This is a genomic window from Ruegeria sp. CDSB086 (assembly GCF_059611065.1).
This window is the reverse complement of the sequence record NZ_JBXWOV010000002.1, coordinates 503,501-519,847: the sequence shown is the minus strand read 5'-3', so window position 1 is coordinate 519,847 and position 16,347 is coordinate 503,501. Positions and strand designations below refer to the sequence as shown.

Sequence of the window (16,347 nt, the reverse complement as noted above, 5' to 3'; positions counted from 1 at the left end):
CATGTATAAAAAAATTCTCGTCCCAATGGCGCTGGATCATGGGATTTCGCCGCACACTTTGGAAATCGCCAAAGCCTTGTCGGCAAAAGGGGCCGAGATCGTGGCCCTGCATGTCTACGAGATGCCTCAGGGCTCTGTCAGTGCCTATCTCGACAAGGATGTCGTCGCCGAAGGCTTTCGCGCGGCACGCACCTTGTTGCGGGAAAAAGTTTCGGGGCTTGAAGGCGTTCAGGCCGAGATTGTCAAAGGTCACACGGCTCGCACGGTGATCGACTTTGCGACACAAAACAAATTTGACTGCATCGTCATCGGTTCGCACGAACCGGGCGTCAGCGACTATTTTCTGGGATCGACCGCCTCGCGCGTCGTCCGTCATGCGCCTTGCGCCGTGCATGTGCACCGCAGGCTGTAACCCGTCAATCGCGCCTATAGCGCCCAAACAGGATTTACATATCGGACATGAACATAGACAAAAAGATCACCGACGATCTGGTGGCCAACGACATCTCATTTGTCACCACGGTTCCGTGCAAGCAATTGGCCGGCGTCATCGACGAAATCGACGCGCGAGAAGACATCTTTCACATCCCGTCGAACAAAGAGGATGAAGGCATGGGCCTGTGTGCTGGTGCCTGGATGGGCGGCAAACGCCCCGCGATCATCATGCAGAACACGGCCATTGGCGTAACCATCAACACGTTGGCGACGCTGATCCAGTATTACCGGATGCCTTTGCCCATGTTGATCTCATATCGCGGAGAGCTGCGCGAACCCGTCGCCTGCCAGGTCGAGATGGCGGTGCATACCAAGGCGCTTCTGGCACAGATGAACATCCCGACCTACCACTTCCATCATCAGGCAGATGTCGAGGAGCTGGATGCGATCCTGAAATACACTTTCATGTGCAACAAGCCGGTCGCCATTCTGACCGACGCCAATTTCTGGGGAGGCTATGGCGACCAATGATCCGTTCTGAAATCCTGAAAGAAATCGCCCCGATCCTGCGAGATCAACTGGTTGTTTGCAACATCGGCATTCCCAGCCAGGAGCTGCACGCCATCGACGACCAGCCCACCAATTTCTACATGCTGGGCACTATGGGGTTGGCCTCAAGCATCGGCCTGGGTCTGGCCTTGTCTCAGCCAAAGCCGGTCATCGTAATCGACGGTGACGGGTCCATCCTGACCAACCTCGGCACCTTGCCGACCATCGCCAACAACGTGGCTGACAACTACATCTTGCTGATTGTCGATAACGGATCTTATGGGTCGACCGGGGATCAGCCGACTTACGCGGGCAAAAAGACATCGCTGGCGGCTGTGGCGCAGGCCTGTGGTTGCGAGAATGTGGTCGAGTGCCAGGCCGAAGACACTGGCGCCGCATTGCAGGCAGCGCTCGACAGCGGCCAAATGACAATCATCGTCAGCAAGTGCGAAAGCGGCAATGCCAAGATGCCGGTAATCACGATGGACCCGGTTGTGATCCGCGACCGCTTTATGAAGGCCGTCCAAGCGTCATAAAGAAGTCGACCTGCAGGTATTCAGCTTACGCCGTCCCGTTCGGGGCGGCGTTTCTTTGGTCGATTGCACCCCAATTTGATGCAGTTTCCTGAATGTGATATGACGCTACGTAAAGTGAATTTCAAAAACATTTTTAGAAGTTTCATCGCAAGGGGGAAAATTATGAAATTCAAATTGCTTGCGCAGAGTGTACTTATCGGTGCCGGGCTGTTGATGGTTGGCCTAACGCCGGCGCAGTCTCAGACCCGCGAGGAAAGTCAGGGCATGGTTCTGCTGCGCGGTCTGCCGACGTTGGATACGAATCACGGCATCGCGATTGTCGAGCTGGATCCGGAATCCGACCAGTTCGGAGAGCTACTGAGTGAAGTTGAGCAGCCCGATATTCAGCATCCATTGCATCACCTCTACTACAGCCCGAACGGGCGTCTCTATTCGACCGGGTTGGACCCGTCCTGCAGCCTGGCTGAAATTGGACTGTCCCGCGATTCCAGCGGAACGCCGGTGATTGAGGGCTTTACCTGTCTGGATACCCAAGGGCAGATTGTTGGCGAGGACATCATGTGGGCCAGGTCGAACGGGCAGGAGTATATGTTCGTGACCTTCATGGGTGGCACTGGAGGCGATGATGGCGGCTCGGTCGGTGTTTTCGACACACAGACCAACGAGGTGGTCAAAATTATCGAAGCACGCAAAAGCCAAGTCGGCGAGGGTGAGCCATATATCATGTACCCACACGGGATATCTGCGTTCGACGACCGCATGGTGGTCACCTCGACGATACATCCCGATATGACGACTGGCGTAGGGAATGTGTTGACGATCATAGACCTCAACACGCTTGAACCCATCCAAAACATCGTGGTGGAAAACGAAAAGCCGTTGGATTTTCCGTCTTCACCTGTCGAGGTTCTGTTCGCGCGACCTGACATGCATGCTGACATTGAACCGGCCATTCTGGCCAATACGATGTTCGGATTTGAGACCTGGAAAATCCCCTATGACGCCGTTTCCAAAACCTTTGGAGAAGCCGAAGTCATATATAGTGGCGTGGCCAATGAAACCGCTGTTCCGCTGGAGTTCTATGGCACTGAAGATGAACTGTTCATCTCTCATGGATTACCGGGTGTTGTGAAGCGCTATGAACTGGCCGCACTGCCCGAGCTTGTGTCCAGCGGGCCGGACATCGTTGCCGATCCGGGTGCACATCACATGATCTTTTTCACGTCCGCTTCGGGCCGAGACCTGATCGCCGTTCAAAATAACCTGCTCAACCTGGGCAACGCGGCTGATGACGACCCAACGGATGTGGATTTTATTGCCGACCTGAACGCACACACGATCACGATCCATGATCTTGAGACGGGCGAACGTATCGCCGAGGTCAATTTCAAGGAGCGCTACAACAAAGGCGTGGACAACGTTGAAGGGCTGTTTGGTTCGGGTTTTGTGCACCACCATTAATGCTCTGGGGGCGTTATGCTTCGGGTGTTTTTGACAGCGGCCGTCGCCGTGGTGATCGCGGCGACGGCGTGGGTTTTCTGGGACCGGGCACGCAGGCCGACGGCGACGCCGATTGCTGGCTTCTCGGCGCCTTTTGTTTTCGGACGCTTTGCTGTGCCGCCGGACAACCCGCTGACGGAAGAGGCCTTTGCCCTTGGGCGCCACCTGTTCTACGACCCTATCCTGTCCGGCAACAATCAGGTGTCCTGCGCGACATGCCATATGCAGGCTCTTGCCTTCACTGATGGTCTGGCAAAGTCGCCCGCATTGTCGGGCGGAGAGCTGGAGTTCAGCTCCATGAGTTTGACCAACCTTCTTTGGGGCCAAGAGCGGTTCTTCTGGGACGGTCGCGCAACGTCGTTGGAAGCGCAGGCATTGATGCCGATTCAACACCCGGACGAGATGGATCAGGACCTAGGAGAGCTTGTCACAGAATTGCAGGCATCCCGCGACTATCGGCGGATGTTCCGCAAGGCATACGGGGAAGTCAGCGCCGAAAACGTGGCCCGGGCATTGTCGACCTTCATGCGAATGCTGATTTCGTCGGATTCAAAATACGACAGGTTTCTGCGTGGCGAAGTGCGTTTGACCGCGCAGGAAGAACACGGGCGCAAACTATTCATGGCGCATCCGGACACCAAGGTTTCATTACGTGGTGGGAACTGCATCGACTGCCACAGCCAGTTTTTGACTTCCGGGTTTCGGGACGCATTGGATGGGTTTTCAAACAATGGGCTGGATTCCGATGACGACCTGCCGGATGGCCTGATGGCCGTGACCGGCAATCCGGCGCACAAGGGCTTCTTCAAAGTGCCGACACTGCGCAACATCGCAGTAACCGCGCCCTACATGCATGATGGCCGGTTCGAGACATTGGAAGAGGTCATGGATCACTACAATGACGGGATTGTCGTCAGCGATACGCTCAGCCCTTTGATCCTTGAGGCCGACAATGCGCCAGAGGCCGGGCAGGGCACTGTGGGCCTGCGTATGACGCCCGACGAGGTGCAGTCCATCATCGCGTTCCTGAACACGCTGACGGATGAGGGTTTTCTGACAAACACACAGTTTTCCAATCCGTTCGAAGGAGACGGCTGATGCGTATTTGGATGACGGCGCTTGCGATACTGTTGTTCGTTGGCGGAGCGCTGTTCTTTGCCCTTGGTCTTCAGCGCACTACGACGGTTACTTTGACCTTTCATGCGAAGATGGGTGAACATCCGTTGGTGTTTGATGAGTTCGTGTACGAAAACCCCGCCGGGCGCGGCACGTTCAGGGTTCGTGACTTCCGGCTCTACCTCAGCAACCTGACCCTCTCGCAAGATGGAGCGCTGTTTGCTGAGCCTGACAGCTATCATCTGCTCCGGTTCGACAATCCGGAAACAACCCATTCGATCAGGCTGAACGACATTCCCTTGAGCAGCATTGAGCACATCCGTTTCATGATCGGCGTAGACCCAGAAGCCAATGGCTCGATCCAAGCGCGCGGGGATCTTGATCCCAACAGTCAAATGGCATGGAATTGGGAGGTCGGCTATAAATTCGTCGTGATGGAAGGAACGCTGCGGATTGGCGAAGAGGTCTCGCCGTTGGTCTATCACGTTGGGTTTTCGGAAAACGCGCGCGAGGTCGATATCCAGTTGCCACCGGATATCGTTGTTGAGGGCGATGTGGACCTGCACATGAACGTCGATGTTGCAAAGCTATTTGACGGGCCCACGCAAGTCGACCTGCGTATGCTCTCATCAGTCAAATTCAACCGCGAAGACGCCGCCATGCTGGCCGACAACTACGCGGTCATGATCACCCCGATGTTTAAGTGACTTTGGATCGGGTAAGGTTTGAAGGGCTAAAAGAGCCCCTCAGAACCGATAAGTCGCACCAATCATGGGGCCGGACTGTTCGAACGTGAAATCGTTGCCGTCAATCTCGTGATCGAAAGAGATATAGCGATAACCGCCGCGGATCACCCACCTGTCGTTGATTTCATAATCCGCAGTCAGCAAGACCTGCCATGTTTCGCTGTCGCTGCTGAAGCCGCCGTAATCAAAAAAGCCAGTGCCGGACCACCTGTCGTTGAATGCGACGCGGGCTCGAACGCCGATGACCGGGTCTGTCCAGCTTTCATCGACACTGACGGACCGGCCGGGGGCTGCTCCGGGAAGGACGGTGAAATCGGTCTGCGTCCGGAACCAGCGGAAACCGCCGACCAGGTCCACGTAGGACGTATCTGTAGTATAAGCCCGGTAGCCTACATAACCGCTGAAAAATTGCGTTGTGAGAGAGGTTTCAAGACCAGAGCTTGCCGGACCGGGCGTGTCATTGCTGAAAGAGACGTCCACATAGTTGTAGTCGGCCAACAGTGACCAGCGCCCATTCGATGCACCAAAGACGCCCATGAAGGCCAGATCGAGATTTTTTAGTGCGTCAGAGAAGCTGAGCGTTCCATCAACTGTGCCGCGGGCTGTTTCCTGCGTAACCTCCGTTTCAGGCATGAACAGGTATATTGTTGCCTCATAGGACCAGTCGGACTGCTGCGCCACAGCGGCAGTTGTCATTGGAATCCAGGTCGCCACGGCCCACGCAGCGGTTGTTATTGCCCTCTTAAAGACCATTTTGATCCTCCGTTTGTTCCAATTTGGCAATCTGATCTGATTGCTCACTCATTCAGCGGCTTCGCCAGACTGTTGTACGCGCGCACCGACACGGTTGATATCGGTTTCCGGAAAGAACTCGGACCAGACATGCCAGAATACACCGGCACGCAGGGTCTCGACGCGTTGCAGTTTTCCCTGATCCGACATCCCCCAGAAATCGCAGCGGGTGATGGGCTGGCCTTTGTCATTGTACCAAACGCCAAGGCTTTCGTACTTTGGGTCCAGACTGACAACCACGTCTCGTCCACCGACATTTGCGTTTACGATCCAGTCATTCTCGACCACGAAATCATCGGTCCAGCAGGCGGCATCATTGCCGATCGTGATCCCCCAGACATAGGACTTATTCGGAAGCCGGTCGTCCGATCGGTCCATATTGTCCATGACGGGCGCATCTTCCTGATGCTGGCGCGCGATCCCCCAGCCAAACGTAATTTCCGTCACCATATCCAGCAGCCGCAAAAACGGGTTCGGCGAGGGCGTGTTCAGATACACCTCGCCATCGGGAAACGCTTTTTGAAATCCGCGGAACGTCATCCGATACGTGGGCCAGGGCTGCATCTTTGCTTCGGGGCGCACAGGGCAGGCGGGCCCATCCGCGCCAGTATCGCGATCCGTCTCGCGAAACCCATAGATCTGCTGGATGGGTTCCCCGGTTTCGTTGTCCCGCAGGATCAGGTTGTTGCCATGTTGGGCCAGAACTTCAAGATCCAGGCGGTTGCCCTCGATGCGTGGGGCATAGCCTTGCCCAAGGTTGGCCATCGCGCAAAAGGTCATGACGATATCTTCGCCACCCAGCCCGTCAGCATTGCCGGCCAAGTGGGGTCGCATGATTTGCGCATCGGGATGCGCGCGGGCGTGACCATTGTTTTCAATAACGATGACCGGCGCGGTCGGGCCGATGAATTTTTGCGCCTCGGCAATAGGAAAGAAGGCCGCAGTGTTGAGTTGGTTCCTCAGCCCCAGATGGACCCACACATAGGGAAATCCATACAAAACCAAAACTAGCAGCGCCGCAATCAGCCACAGCCAGAACGGGCCGCCGCCCAGAATGAAATGCGCAAGCGTAGCGACGGCAAATCCGCTCAACCCCACTGCGATCAGGCGGTATTCGTGTCGGATAAACCGGATCATGTTTTTGCGTTTAACCTTAAGCACCATTTGCGAAATGTCGCCAAGATCGCGGAAATAGACGAACCCGATACCCAGTGAAACGACTAAACCCAGAGCGAAAATGATGTTTCCTGCCATATGGTTATCCTATTTTCGGGTTCCAATAGGCCGCCTGCGGGAAAACTGCGGGCGGTCAGGGATTATTGCTGTGGTGCCGCGCGTTTTATGAGAAACGCGTCGACGGCTAGCTGGGTTTCGGGGCGGGTGTTTTCGATCCCCTCGTAGGGCGCGCCATATGCTGGAGGCACATCCGGGAATTTTTCCTTTCGTGCCATGTGACGACCCAAGATGCGCACAAATTCCTGGCCGCCCCATGCGCCAACCTCGGTCGAGACTGAAAATTCTTCACGAGTATCTCGATAGAGGTCAAAGAACTTGGCCGCGATCGGGTTCTTGCCCGGAGGCGGCAAGATGAGTTTGAGCTGATCCTTGACGATCGCCTCGGGTTTTTTGTCCGAATAGATGATCACGTGATCGCGACGCGATTTGGATTCATCGTCGAAAAGTAGCGCAGCGGATTGATCCACTCCGTCAATCAGGCGGTCGCGCGGTATGAACTCATCAGCACCGGCAAAGCGCGACAAGGTGGTATAAAGGTCCGAGACGTGGATGATACTGTTGAGCAGCCCGTCCGCTTCGATCATGCCGGGCCATCGGATAAAGGCGTCAACTCGTACGCCACCTTCAGTGGTGTCGGCTTTGCCGCCACGGAAGATCATCGGTGTGAACCCAGATTGCGGTGAATATTTGGTAAAATGGCCGTTGTCGCCCATTACAATAACGATGGTGTTCTCAGCCAATCCAAGCTCGTCAATCTTGGCAAAGAGATCTCCAAGCCATTGGTCAAGTAGCTGCATTTTGTCGACATAAAGGCCGCCATTTGCGCTTTTTGGTCCGGTCCGGCCGGTCCGTGTGTTGTCCAGTGGGATCATCGGCCAGTATTGCAGGAAGAACTGATCCTCGCCACCAGCCAAGCGCTCTAGTTCTTCCATGGTCTTGTCTTGGAAGGCTTGGTTCATCTCGTCATACTTGGCCGCGTTCCAACGTTCGCCGGGTTTCATCCTAATTTCGCGGATGGGACCCCCGGCCTCGCCTTCAATCACGGTCATCATGGCCGAGGCGTCGGGGCGGAACCACTTGTCGACAGTATACTTGTCGTCATAATCGTTGATGGCTACGGAAACCTGCTCCTTAATCGCGTCATCGTGGAATATGGTTAACTGCCCCTGCTGATGAATCGCATGCTGGGCATAGTCAAACCCCTGATTCATTGCCCAGCTTTCTGAAATGTCACCCATATGCCATTTGCCAACATGACTCGTGGAGTAGCCGGCCTGCTTAAGCACTTCAGCGAGTGTAATTTCGCCACCCGGCAGGCCTTCTCCGGCAATATCAACTTGTGTGTTCCCCATACCCATACGGACAGGCAGGCGTCCGGTCATTTGTGCCACGCGCGTCGGCGTGCACGATGGTTCGGTGTACATCCGAACCATCCGCATGGCCTGATCCGAGAAGTCATTAATGTTCGGTGTTTCATACCCGCGTACTGCATTCAGCTCTGGGATGCCCATATCCCCAAAGCCCAAGTCATCGATCAGCACACTGACGATATTTGGAGGGTTTCCACCGTTACCTTCCCGAAACGCAGCTAATGCTTGGTCAACGGCTGCGTCATCTTGGGCCCATTGCGATCCAAGCTGTGCCTTCAGGATATAGAATTCCGCATCGTGTTGAATTGGGTTTTCCTGCGCTTCAGCTGATAAGGCGGCAAAGCCCATCGACAACACAAAAACACACTGCAATTTCATTCTAATCTCCCCTTCAGAATGCCGACTCCAAAGCGCAGGCTGTTTGTCATATTGAAACATTATTATATTTGCTGTTGAAACGCTACGCTGCAAAAGCCGGGTGGAGGTAACCTCTCGATTTCTTGGGAAAGTCCGTCACACGCCGGCCGTGTGCAACGTGTCTTAGCGGCCGACAGGAGGAACCCCGGAAGGTTGCGCAAAACCACGCGAAATATACGAGAGAAGCGGCGTGAGTGAACCGGTTGTTTCGGCAGTTAAACACTTGGCCCGAACACCGACCATCCGGTCGCGCGGACCAGTTCCTGAAATGCAATGCTTGCCAAATGAGAGTTACCTTTTGCGTCCAGTCCCGGGCTCCATGCCGTGACCGCTGCGACGCCAGGAACGATACACAGGATGCCGCCGCCGACACCGCTTTTGGCAGGAAGTCCGACGCGGAATGCAAACTCGCCCGAGGCGTCATAAGATCCACACATCATCATCAGCGCAGTCACTCTGCGGGCGCGCTGCGCGGACAGAACGGTTGAACCGTCTGCAGGGTTCTGGCCTGCGGCGGCCAAATAGCGGCCCGCAACCGCCAACTGACGACACGACATGGCGATGCTGCATTGGCGGAAATACAGCGACAGAACATCTTCGACCGGCGCTTTTAGGTTTCCCTCGGCTTTCATGAAATGCGCAAGTGCCCTGTTTCTGGACCCTGTCCGCATCTCGGAGTCTGCAACGGCTTTATCCACTTGAATGGACGCATCCTCTGCGAGCGTCCGGCAAAGGTTCAGTACATCGTTGACCGCCTCATCAGAGCTTCGATCTTCTAGCAGAACGTCGGCCACGACGATGGCGCCGGGGTTAATAAACGGGTTTCTGGGAATTCCACGTTCATGTTCGAGCTGGACGATTGAATTAAACGGATCGCCCGAAGGTTCGCGCCCCACACGTTGCCAAAGGGTCGCGCCCACATGTTGCAGGGCCTCTGTCAGCGAAAAAACCTTGGAAATGCTTTGAATGGAAAACAGCGTGTCCGCATTTCCGGCCGAAACAGGCGCGCCGTCAATGGGTGCGACAGCGATGCCGAACTGGTTCAGGTCAACGCTGGCAAGTTCGGGAATATATTGGGCGACCTTCCCGCGTTCCGACATGCCGGCAACGCGATCGGCGATGTCATCCAAAATGACTTGCAACTCACCGGTTTCAACCACGCTGGGTCTCGGCATATGCCTCCTCCGTCCAGACTGAGTGATCCACGCCTTTGTCAAATTCAGGGAATTTGCTTGCCACAAAGCGGGGCTCAAGATTCTGTCTGCGCTGTGTGAAATAGTCCACGGTCAGTTTGTACACCGTGCCCGATAGCAGCACGATGGCGACCAGGTTGATGGTTGCCATTACGCCCATGGCTGCATCTGCAAAATTGAACACTGTGCTGACCGCTTGCACCGCGCCCCAGACGACCATGGCAAGACAACCCAGGCGCAAGATGTAGATAGGCACTTTGCCTTCCAGCTTCAGAAACGTCATGGCGTTTTCTGCGTATGAGTAATTGCCCAATATCGACGTAAAGCCAAAAAACACGATTGCGATTGCGATAAAATGGCGGCCGATCTCACCCAGATGGACCGCTGCCGCATCCTGAGTTAACCGCATACCGGTGGCTCCGTCCGGTTCGATGGCTCCAGACAGCAGGATCAGCAATGCGGTCGCGGTGGCGACCAGTATCGTATCCACGAAACAGCCAAACGCCTGCACCAAACCCTGGCTCGATGGGTGGTGCGGAGCCGGTGTGGCAACAGCCGCGATATTGGGGGCCGAGCCCATGCCAGCTTCGTTTGAAAACAACCCGCGCTTGATACCATTGAGCGCTGCTGCCATCACGCCACCTGTGACGCCGCCTGCGGCTTCCTGAAGGCCAAAGGCCCCTGCAACGATAGACCACAGCATTGCAGGCACCTGTGGCAGGTTCAGGACAACGACAACACAGGCCAGCAACAGGTAAAGCCCGGCCATGAGCGGCACGACGATTTCGGCAAACCGCGCAATGGTTCGGATGCCGCCAAAAATGACCACAGCAGCGGCAGCCGCCAGCGCCAGACCAGCAATCAATTTGTTCAACCCGAACGCGCCTTCGAACGCCTCGGCGATTGAGTTGGATTGGACGGCGACAAAAACCAGACCGAAACTGACGATCAGGCAGATCGAAAAGATCACACCGGCCCAGGGCGCGTTCAGCGCATTGGCCATGTAGAAAGCAGGACCGCCGCGGTATCGCCCGTTTGAAGACGTGACCTTGTAAAGCTGCGCAAGAGTGCTTTCGGAATAAGCCGTGGCCATCCCGACCAAGGCTACGATCCACATCCAGAAGATTGCACCGGGGCCACCCAGGGTCAAAGCCACGGCGACACCGGCCAGGTTTCCGGTGCCAACGCGTGACGCCAGACTAACGGTCAGTGCCTGAAACGGTGTAATTCCGCGTTTGTCAGTGGATTTGGACGAGGTAAGGACGCGGATCATCTCGCCGAAATGTAGAAACTGCAGCGCACCCAGACGAATGGTGAAAAATATGCCGACGCCGAGCAACCCGTAGATCAGGACGTAGTTCCAAAGAATAGAGTTAATGCCGTTAACAATTGCTTCCATCGTCCGCCTCCTGAGAATTCAGACCGTTCGAAAAAGCAGCTAAAATACGATGCTTATTCTTCCATCATGCACGAAGGGAGGGTCGCCGAGTCAAGCTTCAAACCCGAAAATCGGCGAAACGCCCGGGCATATACAATTGATTTAGCGATAAGAATTCATTCGGGTGACGACGTCTTGCGCGAATTCGACTACAGACTGACCTGCGTGTTCCGAAGGTTGTGAGCGCGCTGGGAAAAGGGCATTCGGGGCGCAGGCCATCCCGAATGCCATAGTCATAGAAGCGTCCAGATGAAGTGTGCTTTGCCTATTCAGCGGCCATCTGTGCCGAAGGTGTCGACATCGAAATCACGCGCTCGTCTTCGGTCATATCTTCTTCGATCCCGTCGAAAAGTGGTGTGGAGAGATAGCGCTCGCCCGTGTCTGGCAACATCACCAGAAAAACGGATCCCTGTGGCGCTTGCTCGGCCACTTTCATAGCAACAGCAAGCGTCGAGCCACCAGATATTCCCGTAAAAATCCCTTCTTCCGACGCCAGCCGTCTGGACCATTCAATCCCCTCGGCACCGGGGACAGGGATCAATTCATCATAGTAACCCTTGTCGATCGCCTCTTGCAGAACCCATGGGATAAAGTCTGGGGTCCAGCCCTGAATGGGGTGAGGTTCAAAATTCGGATGGCTTTCCGTGGGTTGGTGACCCTCGTTGCGGGTGTTTGTATAACCCGATGACACAATCGCCGCGTTGGCGGGTTCTGTCAGGATGATTTTCGTGCCGGGGCGCTCTGCGCGAAGAACGCGTGCGACACCGGAAACGGTCCCGCCGGTGCCATAGCCGGTGACCCAGTAATCCAGCCGCTCACCTTCGAAATCTGCCATGATTTCTCGGGCAGTGGTGTTCTCGTGAATATCGGCATTTGCCGACGTCTCGAACTGGCTGGCCAGAAACCATCCATTCTGTTCGGCCAGTTCCTTGGCTTTGACATACATGCCAAAGCCCTTTTGCGCGCGCGGCGTCAGCACGACCTTCGCCCCCAGAAAGCGCATCAGCTTGCGGCGTTCTACCGAGAAGCTGTCGGCCATGGTCAACACCAGAGGATACCCTTTGGCAGCACACACCATCGCAAGGCCGATCCCAGTGTTGCCTGATGTGGCCTCGACCACGGTCTGGCCGGGTTTCAGCCGCCCGTCACGTTCCGCCGCCTCGATAATGTTCAGCGCCAAACGATCCTTGACCGAAGCTGCAGGATTGAAAGCCTCGAATTTCACATAGACCGTCACATGCGACGGCGCGATCTTGTTGATCCGAATGCAGGGCGTGTCACCTACGGTATCGAGAACACTGTCATAAAGCCGTTTGCGTCCCTCAGTCTGCCGAATGCCCATGGCAATATCCCTCTCTTGGTTGGAAAAATCCGTGCCAGTTTATACCAAGTTCGCTGCTTCGGCGCTTTAAACATTTGTCTTGGGAATGAGCGGCGGAGTCACACGCTGGACCGTCAGTTCAGGATGCCCATAGGCTTCGGGATATGCCATGGGAACAAACGGGCCTGCGGGAATAATACCATTCCAGCTTCGGCCGAAGTACCCTTGCCGACAGTGATCCAGTGAACTGCTGTTCGCCACCCCGGGCAGGTCATGGACGCGACAAAGCCAGCGCCAGAGATGCGGGTAGTCAAGGATCTTGGCGCCGTTCAGCTTCATTCGCACGTAGTAAACAGGGTCGTGGCGGTAGAGCGTCGGGAAAAGGCGCAGATCGACTTCTGTAAATCGCTCCCCGGTTAGAAAAGGTCTGCCATCGCTGGCCAAGCGATCTTCCAACTGCGCCAATGTCTTGAAGTAAGTCCCGAAACTGGTGGCATAGACGTTTTGATCAGACGAGAACCCGGCCTTGTATGCCCCGTTGTTGATGGCGACGTAGATTTGCACGTTCAGTTCGTCAATTTCAGCCCGGATCGCAGGATCATCCGGGTAGAGGTTGGGCCGGTTGGCTTCATTGCAGTAGCTGCCCAGCAGCGCCGCATTGCCATTCAGCATTCGAATGATCTCGGCGCTTTCATTGTTCACGATACGGCCGGCTATTTTGTCATACAGGATTGGGACTGAACGTTCTTCTGAGCCTTCAGCCCGGTAAATTTCGCGAACCAACCTGAAACCTTGTCCCGTTGCGGTTTCCAAGGTGCATTCAGGCAACGTTGCCCCAGTTGCTGAAGCAACAAGCTCGGGGGCGAACTGCCAGTTGTTCGGACCCTCTGGGTCGTCTTCTGTGGTGCGATTGGGAAAGGCCACATCCATCGAAATGCTGTCCTGCAAACCCAACACATTGCGCGCCAGCGTCACCCGATGACACCATGGGCAATTCAGCGCAACAAACAGGTGATAGCGCCCTGGTTCAGCCGGGAACTCTGGATCGCCGATAGCATGTCGGAATCCGCTGACGCCGCGCACGAACTCTCCTCGTGCGCGGCGTTCTGAGGCATGGGCCGGATCTTCCTGTTTGGAATGGTCGGTCATGCGTGGCCTTATCCTCTTAGGCGGTGGTGCAGGATGATCGGAACCGCAAGGTCTTCCTCATCGCTCAGGTGGCGTTTCAGAAAGGCCTCGATGGCTTCTGAGGTGTCGCGCAGAGATCCGACTTCGGATCGGGCCTGAGCCTCATCCAATTGGATGAGCTTGATCACACGATTGGCCGTCCTTGTGTATTGGTCAAGGACCAGATCGAGGTCGGCATGGTCCTTTTCCAAAACCTTCAGTCCGGCGTCAAAGCGGGAATCCGCGGCAGAAAGCTCGGGGAAGTAGCTATGATCTTCCCAACCGTGATGGCCGTGCAAGTTTCCAACAAGCGCGTTTCCATAATAGGACAGGCGCGCGGCGTACTCTTCGGGGGACAGGTCCTTTTCAAGATAGCTTTCTGCATCAGAGCGAACCAGCCGGGCAAGGCGCCGAAACATCAGATGGGCACCCAGCCAATGGCGGGTTTTCTCGGTGAAGCCGGGGTGTGCTTCCCAGCTGTCGCGTGGATATTGTTCGAGCAAGATCTGCATCTCGCCCGGCATATCGGCGGTGCGAATGTCGTATGTATCAAGCATGCGCTTACTCCTTTCCGCAGACATGTGTGTGCTGAAAACTCGCACCGTTAGGCTCAAAGATGCACAGTTGGTGTCTATCTCTGCACATCGTCAAAAGTTGTGTCGATCAAATCGGCTATCTTGCATGGCGCGTTCAATCTTAAGATTGTCACGTCGGCGGGTGCCAATGGAGCGAAGGTGACCCCGGTGGCGCAGGGCCGCAAGATTATGCGGCAGCAGACATTCGTTTGCCTGCCCTTCTAGCGGCAACCAAACGATTGCTTGGCATAGCTTTTGCAGCCTGTCTATTATCGCCCAAAACACAAAGCGCCTAGGTTAAATGGGGCGTTTCAGTCTCGGGCGGTATGGCAACATGAGTGAGAACAAATTGAATTCTGATAGCGAAACTTGGAATGTTCCAGGTTTTGGCGTGCATCACATTGCCAAGCTTCTGGAAAACCGTGGTTCGGATATTGTTACGCTTCTGAGATCGGCCAACCTACCCGTTGATCTCCACGAAACACCACCGGATATTGTTGATGTCCGGAATGAGCTTCGCCTCCTAGAGCTTGCCATTGAAGAGACCGGGGACCCCCTATTTGCAATCTCAGCAGGAAGAACATTTAACCCCCGAAAAACGACACTTCTCAGCTACGTCGTTTTGAACTCTCCGACCGCTGGCGACGCAATTGAGAAGGCAGTGACCTACGCGCGCCTGGCGCGGGGTTTCGCCAAATTGTCGTTTTATGAAGAAGAGCGTGGCATGTTCTTGGAGATAGATTCCATCGCTGAACTAATGCGTTCTGACGGAGCTCATAATGAGTTTCGAATATCCGCTTTCTTGACCAGTATTCAGATTGCAGCTGAAGCGCCCTTACCAGTCCTTGAGATACGTTTTCCGCATGAATTGACCGAAGAAAGGCAATCCGAAATCTCCGGTGCTTTAGCGGTCAATATCAAACAGAGTCAAAGGGTTCCGGGTATCCTGTTTGACCAGACAGTGATGGATATTCCGATCAAAGATACAGACCCCGCATTGCTTCTGCATCTTGAAAAACATGTGCAAACTTTGATGAAGGATTTGCCGCCCGCAATCGGCGAAACAAGTTCTTTGGTGCAAAGCGAGATTACGTCGCGACTGTCTTTTAACGCTCCCACACAAGATGAAATCGCGAAGACGCTGGGGATGAGCATCAGTACACTCGGACGCAAACTTGCCAAAGAAGGCACAACCTACAAACAACTGCTCAAAGACATTCGCGCAAGGCTGGCAGAACAGTATCTTGATGACCCCAAGCTAAGTCTTTCCGATATTGCTTTTGCGCTCGGTTACTCTGATCAGGCTGCGTTTACCAATGCCTACAAGACCTGGACGGGCCAATCTCCGGGTAGTGTTCGAACAGTTTAGGTTGATCTCAGGGCATGCAACTCGGTTGTTACAGTGATCTCGGGCAAGAAAGCGGATGCTGATCTACTGAAACGTAGCCTCAGGCATCCGCTTTTTATGTGTCAGCGCGTTTATGAGAAGGCATCACTGCATGAATCACAAGAGTCGGAATTCGAAAGCTCTGGTGTCAACTGGAAGCCGGGGCCGGACAGATTTACGGTTTGTTGGTCGATGTCACCCAACGGGTGCGCCGAGGACATTCCAGCACTTACGATCAGTGCGAACACGGTAGCAGATGCAATTATTACTTTTTTCATTTCTTGGTCCCTTTCGGTTGAGCGTGCTTGAAACGCTTTGTGTGCATTCAATTTGGCATTCTGCGGCTCAGGTTTATTGCGATTGCACGTCAAGGTTTTGAGAAAAGACATCAAGCTAGCGTCGGTTCGCGTCGTCGCCTTGAGAACATTGATCAACACGGCATGGGGTCGCTTTGAGCCCATTTTGATCAATGCTGTGCAAGGCGTGAATGGCCGGTAGCCATAACAAAGCTGCGGATGGAGTTCTTACAGGTCGTCAGATGGGATCAAACCTGCACGGTTCAGCAGCCA

At 54.9% G+C, this 16,347-nt stretch carries 16 protein-coding genes; 7 read left to right on the top strand and 9 right to left on the bottom strand.

From position 1 onward, the window contains the following. Position 1 precedes the first annotated feature (1 nt). From AC2FIO_RS06160 to AC2FIO_RS06135, 6 genes are all read left to right on the top strand, one after another. Positions 2-412 (top strand): universal stress protein, encoded by a 411-nt coding sequence (locus AC2FIO_RS06160; RefSeq protein WP_496696333.1) that lies wholly within the window; start codon positions 2-4, stop codon positions 410-412. A gap of 47 nt (positions 413-459) precedes the next feature. After that, positions 460-966 (top strand): sulfopyruvate decarboxylase subunit alpha, encoded by a 507-nt coding sequence (comD, locus tag AC2FIO_RS06155; protein WP_058275426.1) that lies wholly within the window; start codon positions 460-462, stop codon positions 964-966. Further along, positions 963-1,520: a sulfopyruvate decarboxylase subunit beta gene (comE, locus tag AC2FIO_RS06150; RefSeq protein WP_058275427.1), complete on the top strand. Its 558-nt coding sequence runs from the start codon at positions 963-965 to the stop codon at positions 1,518-1,520. Before comD ends, comE begins: the two co-directional genes overlap by 4 nt. A 162-nt stretch (positions 1,521-1,682) precedes the next feature. Continuing rightward, on the top strand, positions 1,683-2,981 hold the full coding sequence (locus tag AC2FIO_RS06145) for a hypothetical protein (RefSeq protein WP_496696330.1): 1,299 nt from the start codon (positions 1,683-1,685) through the stop codon (positions 2,979-2,981). A 15-nt stretch (positions 2,982-2,996) separates the two neighbouring features. Next, positions 2,997-4,118 carry a cytochrome-c peroxidase gene (locus tag AC2FIO_RS06140; RefSeq protein ID WP_496696328.1) on the top strand — a complete coding sequence of 374 codons (1,122 nt, stop codon included), beginning with the start codon at positions 2,997-2,999 and terminating at the stop codon, positions 4,116-4,118. Next, a complete protein-coding gene (locus AC2FIO_RS06135; RefSeq protein WP_496696326.1) occupies positions 4,118-4,843 on the top strand; it encodes an MbnP family protein in 726 nt (241 codons plus the stop codon). Before AC2FIO_RS06140 ends, AC2FIO_RS06135 begins: the two co-directional genes overlap by 1 nt. Positions 4,844-4,882: 39 nt before the next feature. Here the strand turns inward: AC2FIO_RS06135 and AC2FIO_RS06130 are convergent, their stop codons facing one another. The 8 genes from AC2FIO_RS06130 to AC2FIO_RS06095 form a co-directional block, all read right to left on the bottom strand. Then, positions 4,883-5,578 (bottom strand): outer membrane protein, encoded by a 696-nt coding sequence (locus AC2FIO_RS06130; RefSeq protein WP_109312619.1) that lies wholly within the window; start codon positions 5,576-5,578, stop codon positions 4,883-4,885. A 105-nt stretch (positions 5,579-5,683) separates the two neighbouring features. Beyond that, positions 5,684-6,928 (bottom strand): DUF3179 domain-containing (seleno)protein, encoded by a 1,245-nt coding sequence (locus AC2FIO_RS06125; protein ID WP_496696324.1) that lies wholly within the window; start codon positions 6,926-6,928, stop codon positions 5,684-5,686. Positions 6,929-6,990: 62 nt separating this feature from the next. Then, the gene (locus tag AC2FIO_RS06120) at positions 6,991-8,658 is read right to left on the bottom strand and encodes a sulfatase-like hydrolase/transferase (protein WP_496696322.1); all 1,668 of its coding nucleotides are present in this window, start codon (positions 8,656-8,658) and stop codon (positions 6,991-6,993) included. A 254-nt stretch (positions 8,659-8,912) separates the two neighbouring features. Next, positions 8,913-9,872 carry a glutaminase gene (locus AC2FIO_RS06115; protein WP_496696320.1) on the bottom strand — a complete coding sequence of 320 codons (960 nt, stop codon included), beginning with the start codon at positions 9,870-9,872 and terminating at the stop codon, positions 8,913-8,915. Next, positions 9,850-11,289, bottom strand: coding sequence for an alanine/glycine:cation symporter family protein (locus AC2FIO_RS06110; RefSeq protein WP_496696319.1), 1,440 nt, complete (start codon positions 11,287-11,289; stop codon positions 9,850-9,852). The genes AC2FIO_RS06115 and AC2FIO_RS06110 overlap by 23 nt, the downstream gene beginning before the upstream one ends. 304 nt (positions 11,290-11,593) lie before the next feature. Next, positions 11,594-12,670, bottom strand: a complete 1,077-nt coding sequence (locus AC2FIO_RS06105) for a PLP-dependent cysteine synthase family protein (protein ID WP_496696317.1) — start codon at positions 12,668-12,670, stop codon at positions 11,594-11,596. Positions 12,671-12,736: 66 nt separating this feature from the next. Next, positions 12,737-13,798 (bottom strand): glutathione S-transferase C-terminal domain-containing protein, encoded by a 1,062-nt coding sequence (locus tag AC2FIO_RS06100; protein WP_496696315.1) that lies wholly within the window; start codon positions 13,796-13,798, stop codon positions 12,737-12,739. A gap of 8 nt (positions 13,799-13,806) precedes the next feature. Continuing rightward, a complete protein-coding gene (locus AC2FIO_RS06095; protein WP_282118908.1) occupies positions 13,807-14,373 on the bottom strand; it encodes a hemerythrin domain-containing protein in 567 nt (188 codons plus the stop codon). Between the two features lie 352 nt (positions 14,374-14,725). Here AC2FIO_RS06095 and AC2FIO_RS06090 point away from each other — a divergent pair, with 352 nt between their 5' ends. Then, a complete protein-coding gene (locus AC2FIO_RS06090; protein WP_496696313.1) occupies positions 14,726-15,760 on the top strand; it encodes an AraC family transcriptional regulator in 1,035 nt (344 codons plus the stop codon). A gap of 110 nt (positions 15,761-15,870) precedes the next feature. Here AC2FIO_RS06090 and AC2FIO_RS06085 read toward each other — a convergent pair whose 3' ends face one another. Next, positions 15,871-16,056, bottom strand: coding sequence for a hypothetical protein (locus tag AC2FIO_RS06085; RefSeq protein WP_496696311.1), 186 nt, complete (start codon positions 16,054-16,056; stop codon positions 15,871-15,873). Positions 16,057-16,347 lie beyond the last annotated feature (291 nt).

What these genes read in the sequence shown, in the direction of transcription:
- AC2FIO_RS06160 (WP_496696333.1), top strand. Translation starts at nt 2, where the DNA reads ATGTATAAAAAAATTCTCGTCCCAATGGCGCTGGATCATGGGATTTCG.
- comD (WP_058275426.1), top strand. Translation starts at nt 460, where the DNA reads ATGAACATAGACAAAAAGATCACCGACGATCTGGTGGCCAACGACATC.
- comE (WP_058275427.1), top strand. Translation starts at nt 963, where the DNA reads ATGATCCGTTCTGAAATCCTGAAAGAAATCGCCCCGATCCTGCGAGAT.
- AC2FIO_RS06145 (WP_496696330.1), top strand. Translation starts at nt 1,683, where the DNA reads ATGAAATTCAAATTGCTTGCGCAGAGTGTACTTATCGGTGCCGGGCTG.
- AC2FIO_RS06140 (WP_496696328.1), top strand. Translation starts at nt 2,997, where the DNA reads ATGCTTCGGGTGTTTTTGACAGCGGCCGTCGCCGTGGTGATCGCGGCG.
- AC2FIO_RS06135 (WP_496696326.1), top strand. Translation starts at nt 4,118, where the DNA reads ATGCGTATTTGGATGACGGCGCTTGCGATACTGTTGTTCGTTGGCGGA.
- AC2FIO_RS06130 (WP_109312619.1), bottom strand. Translation starts at nt 5,578, where the DNA reads ATGACAACTGCCGCTGTGGCGCAGCAGTCCGACTGGTCCTATGAGGCA.
- AC2FIO_RS06125 (WP_496696324.1), bottom strand. Translation starts at nt 6,928, where the DNA reads ATGGCAGGAAACATCATTTTCGCTCTGGGTTTAGTCGTTTCACTGGGT.
- AC2FIO_RS06120 (WP_496696322.1), bottom strand. Translation starts at nt 8,658, where the DNA reads ATGAAATTGCAGTGTGTTTTTGTGTTGTCGATGGGCTTTGCCGCCTTA.
- AC2FIO_RS06115 (WP_496696320.1), bottom strand. Translation starts at nt 9,872, where the DNA reads ATGCCGAGACCCAGCGTGGTTGAAACCGGTGAGTTGCAAGTCATTTTG.
- AC2FIO_RS06110 (WP_496696319.1), bottom strand. Translation starts at nt 11,289, where the DNA reads ATGGAAGCAATTGTTAACGGCATTAACTCTATTCTTTGGAACTACGTC.
- AC2FIO_RS06105 (WP_496696317.1), bottom strand. Translation starts at nt 12,670, where the DNA reads ATGGGCATTCGGCAGACTGAGGGACGCAAACGGCTTTATGACAGTGTT.
- AC2FIO_RS06100 (WP_496696315.1), bottom strand. Translation starts at nt 13,798, where the DNA reads ATGACCGACCATTCCAAACAGGAAGATCCGGCCCATGCCTCAGAACGC.
- AC2FIO_RS06095 (WP_282118908.1), bottom strand. Translation starts at nt 14,373, where the DNA reads ATGCTTGATACATACGACATTCGCACCGCCGATATGCCGGGCGAGATG.
- AC2FIO_RS06090 (WP_496696313.1), top strand. Translation starts at nt 14,726, where the DNA reads ATGAGTGAGAACAAATTGAATTCTGATAGCGAAACTTGGAATGTTCCA.
- AC2FIO_RS06085 (WP_496696311.1), bottom strand. Translation starts at nt 16,056, where the DNA reads ATGAAAAAAGTAATAATTGCATCTGCTACCGTGTTCGCACTGATCGTA.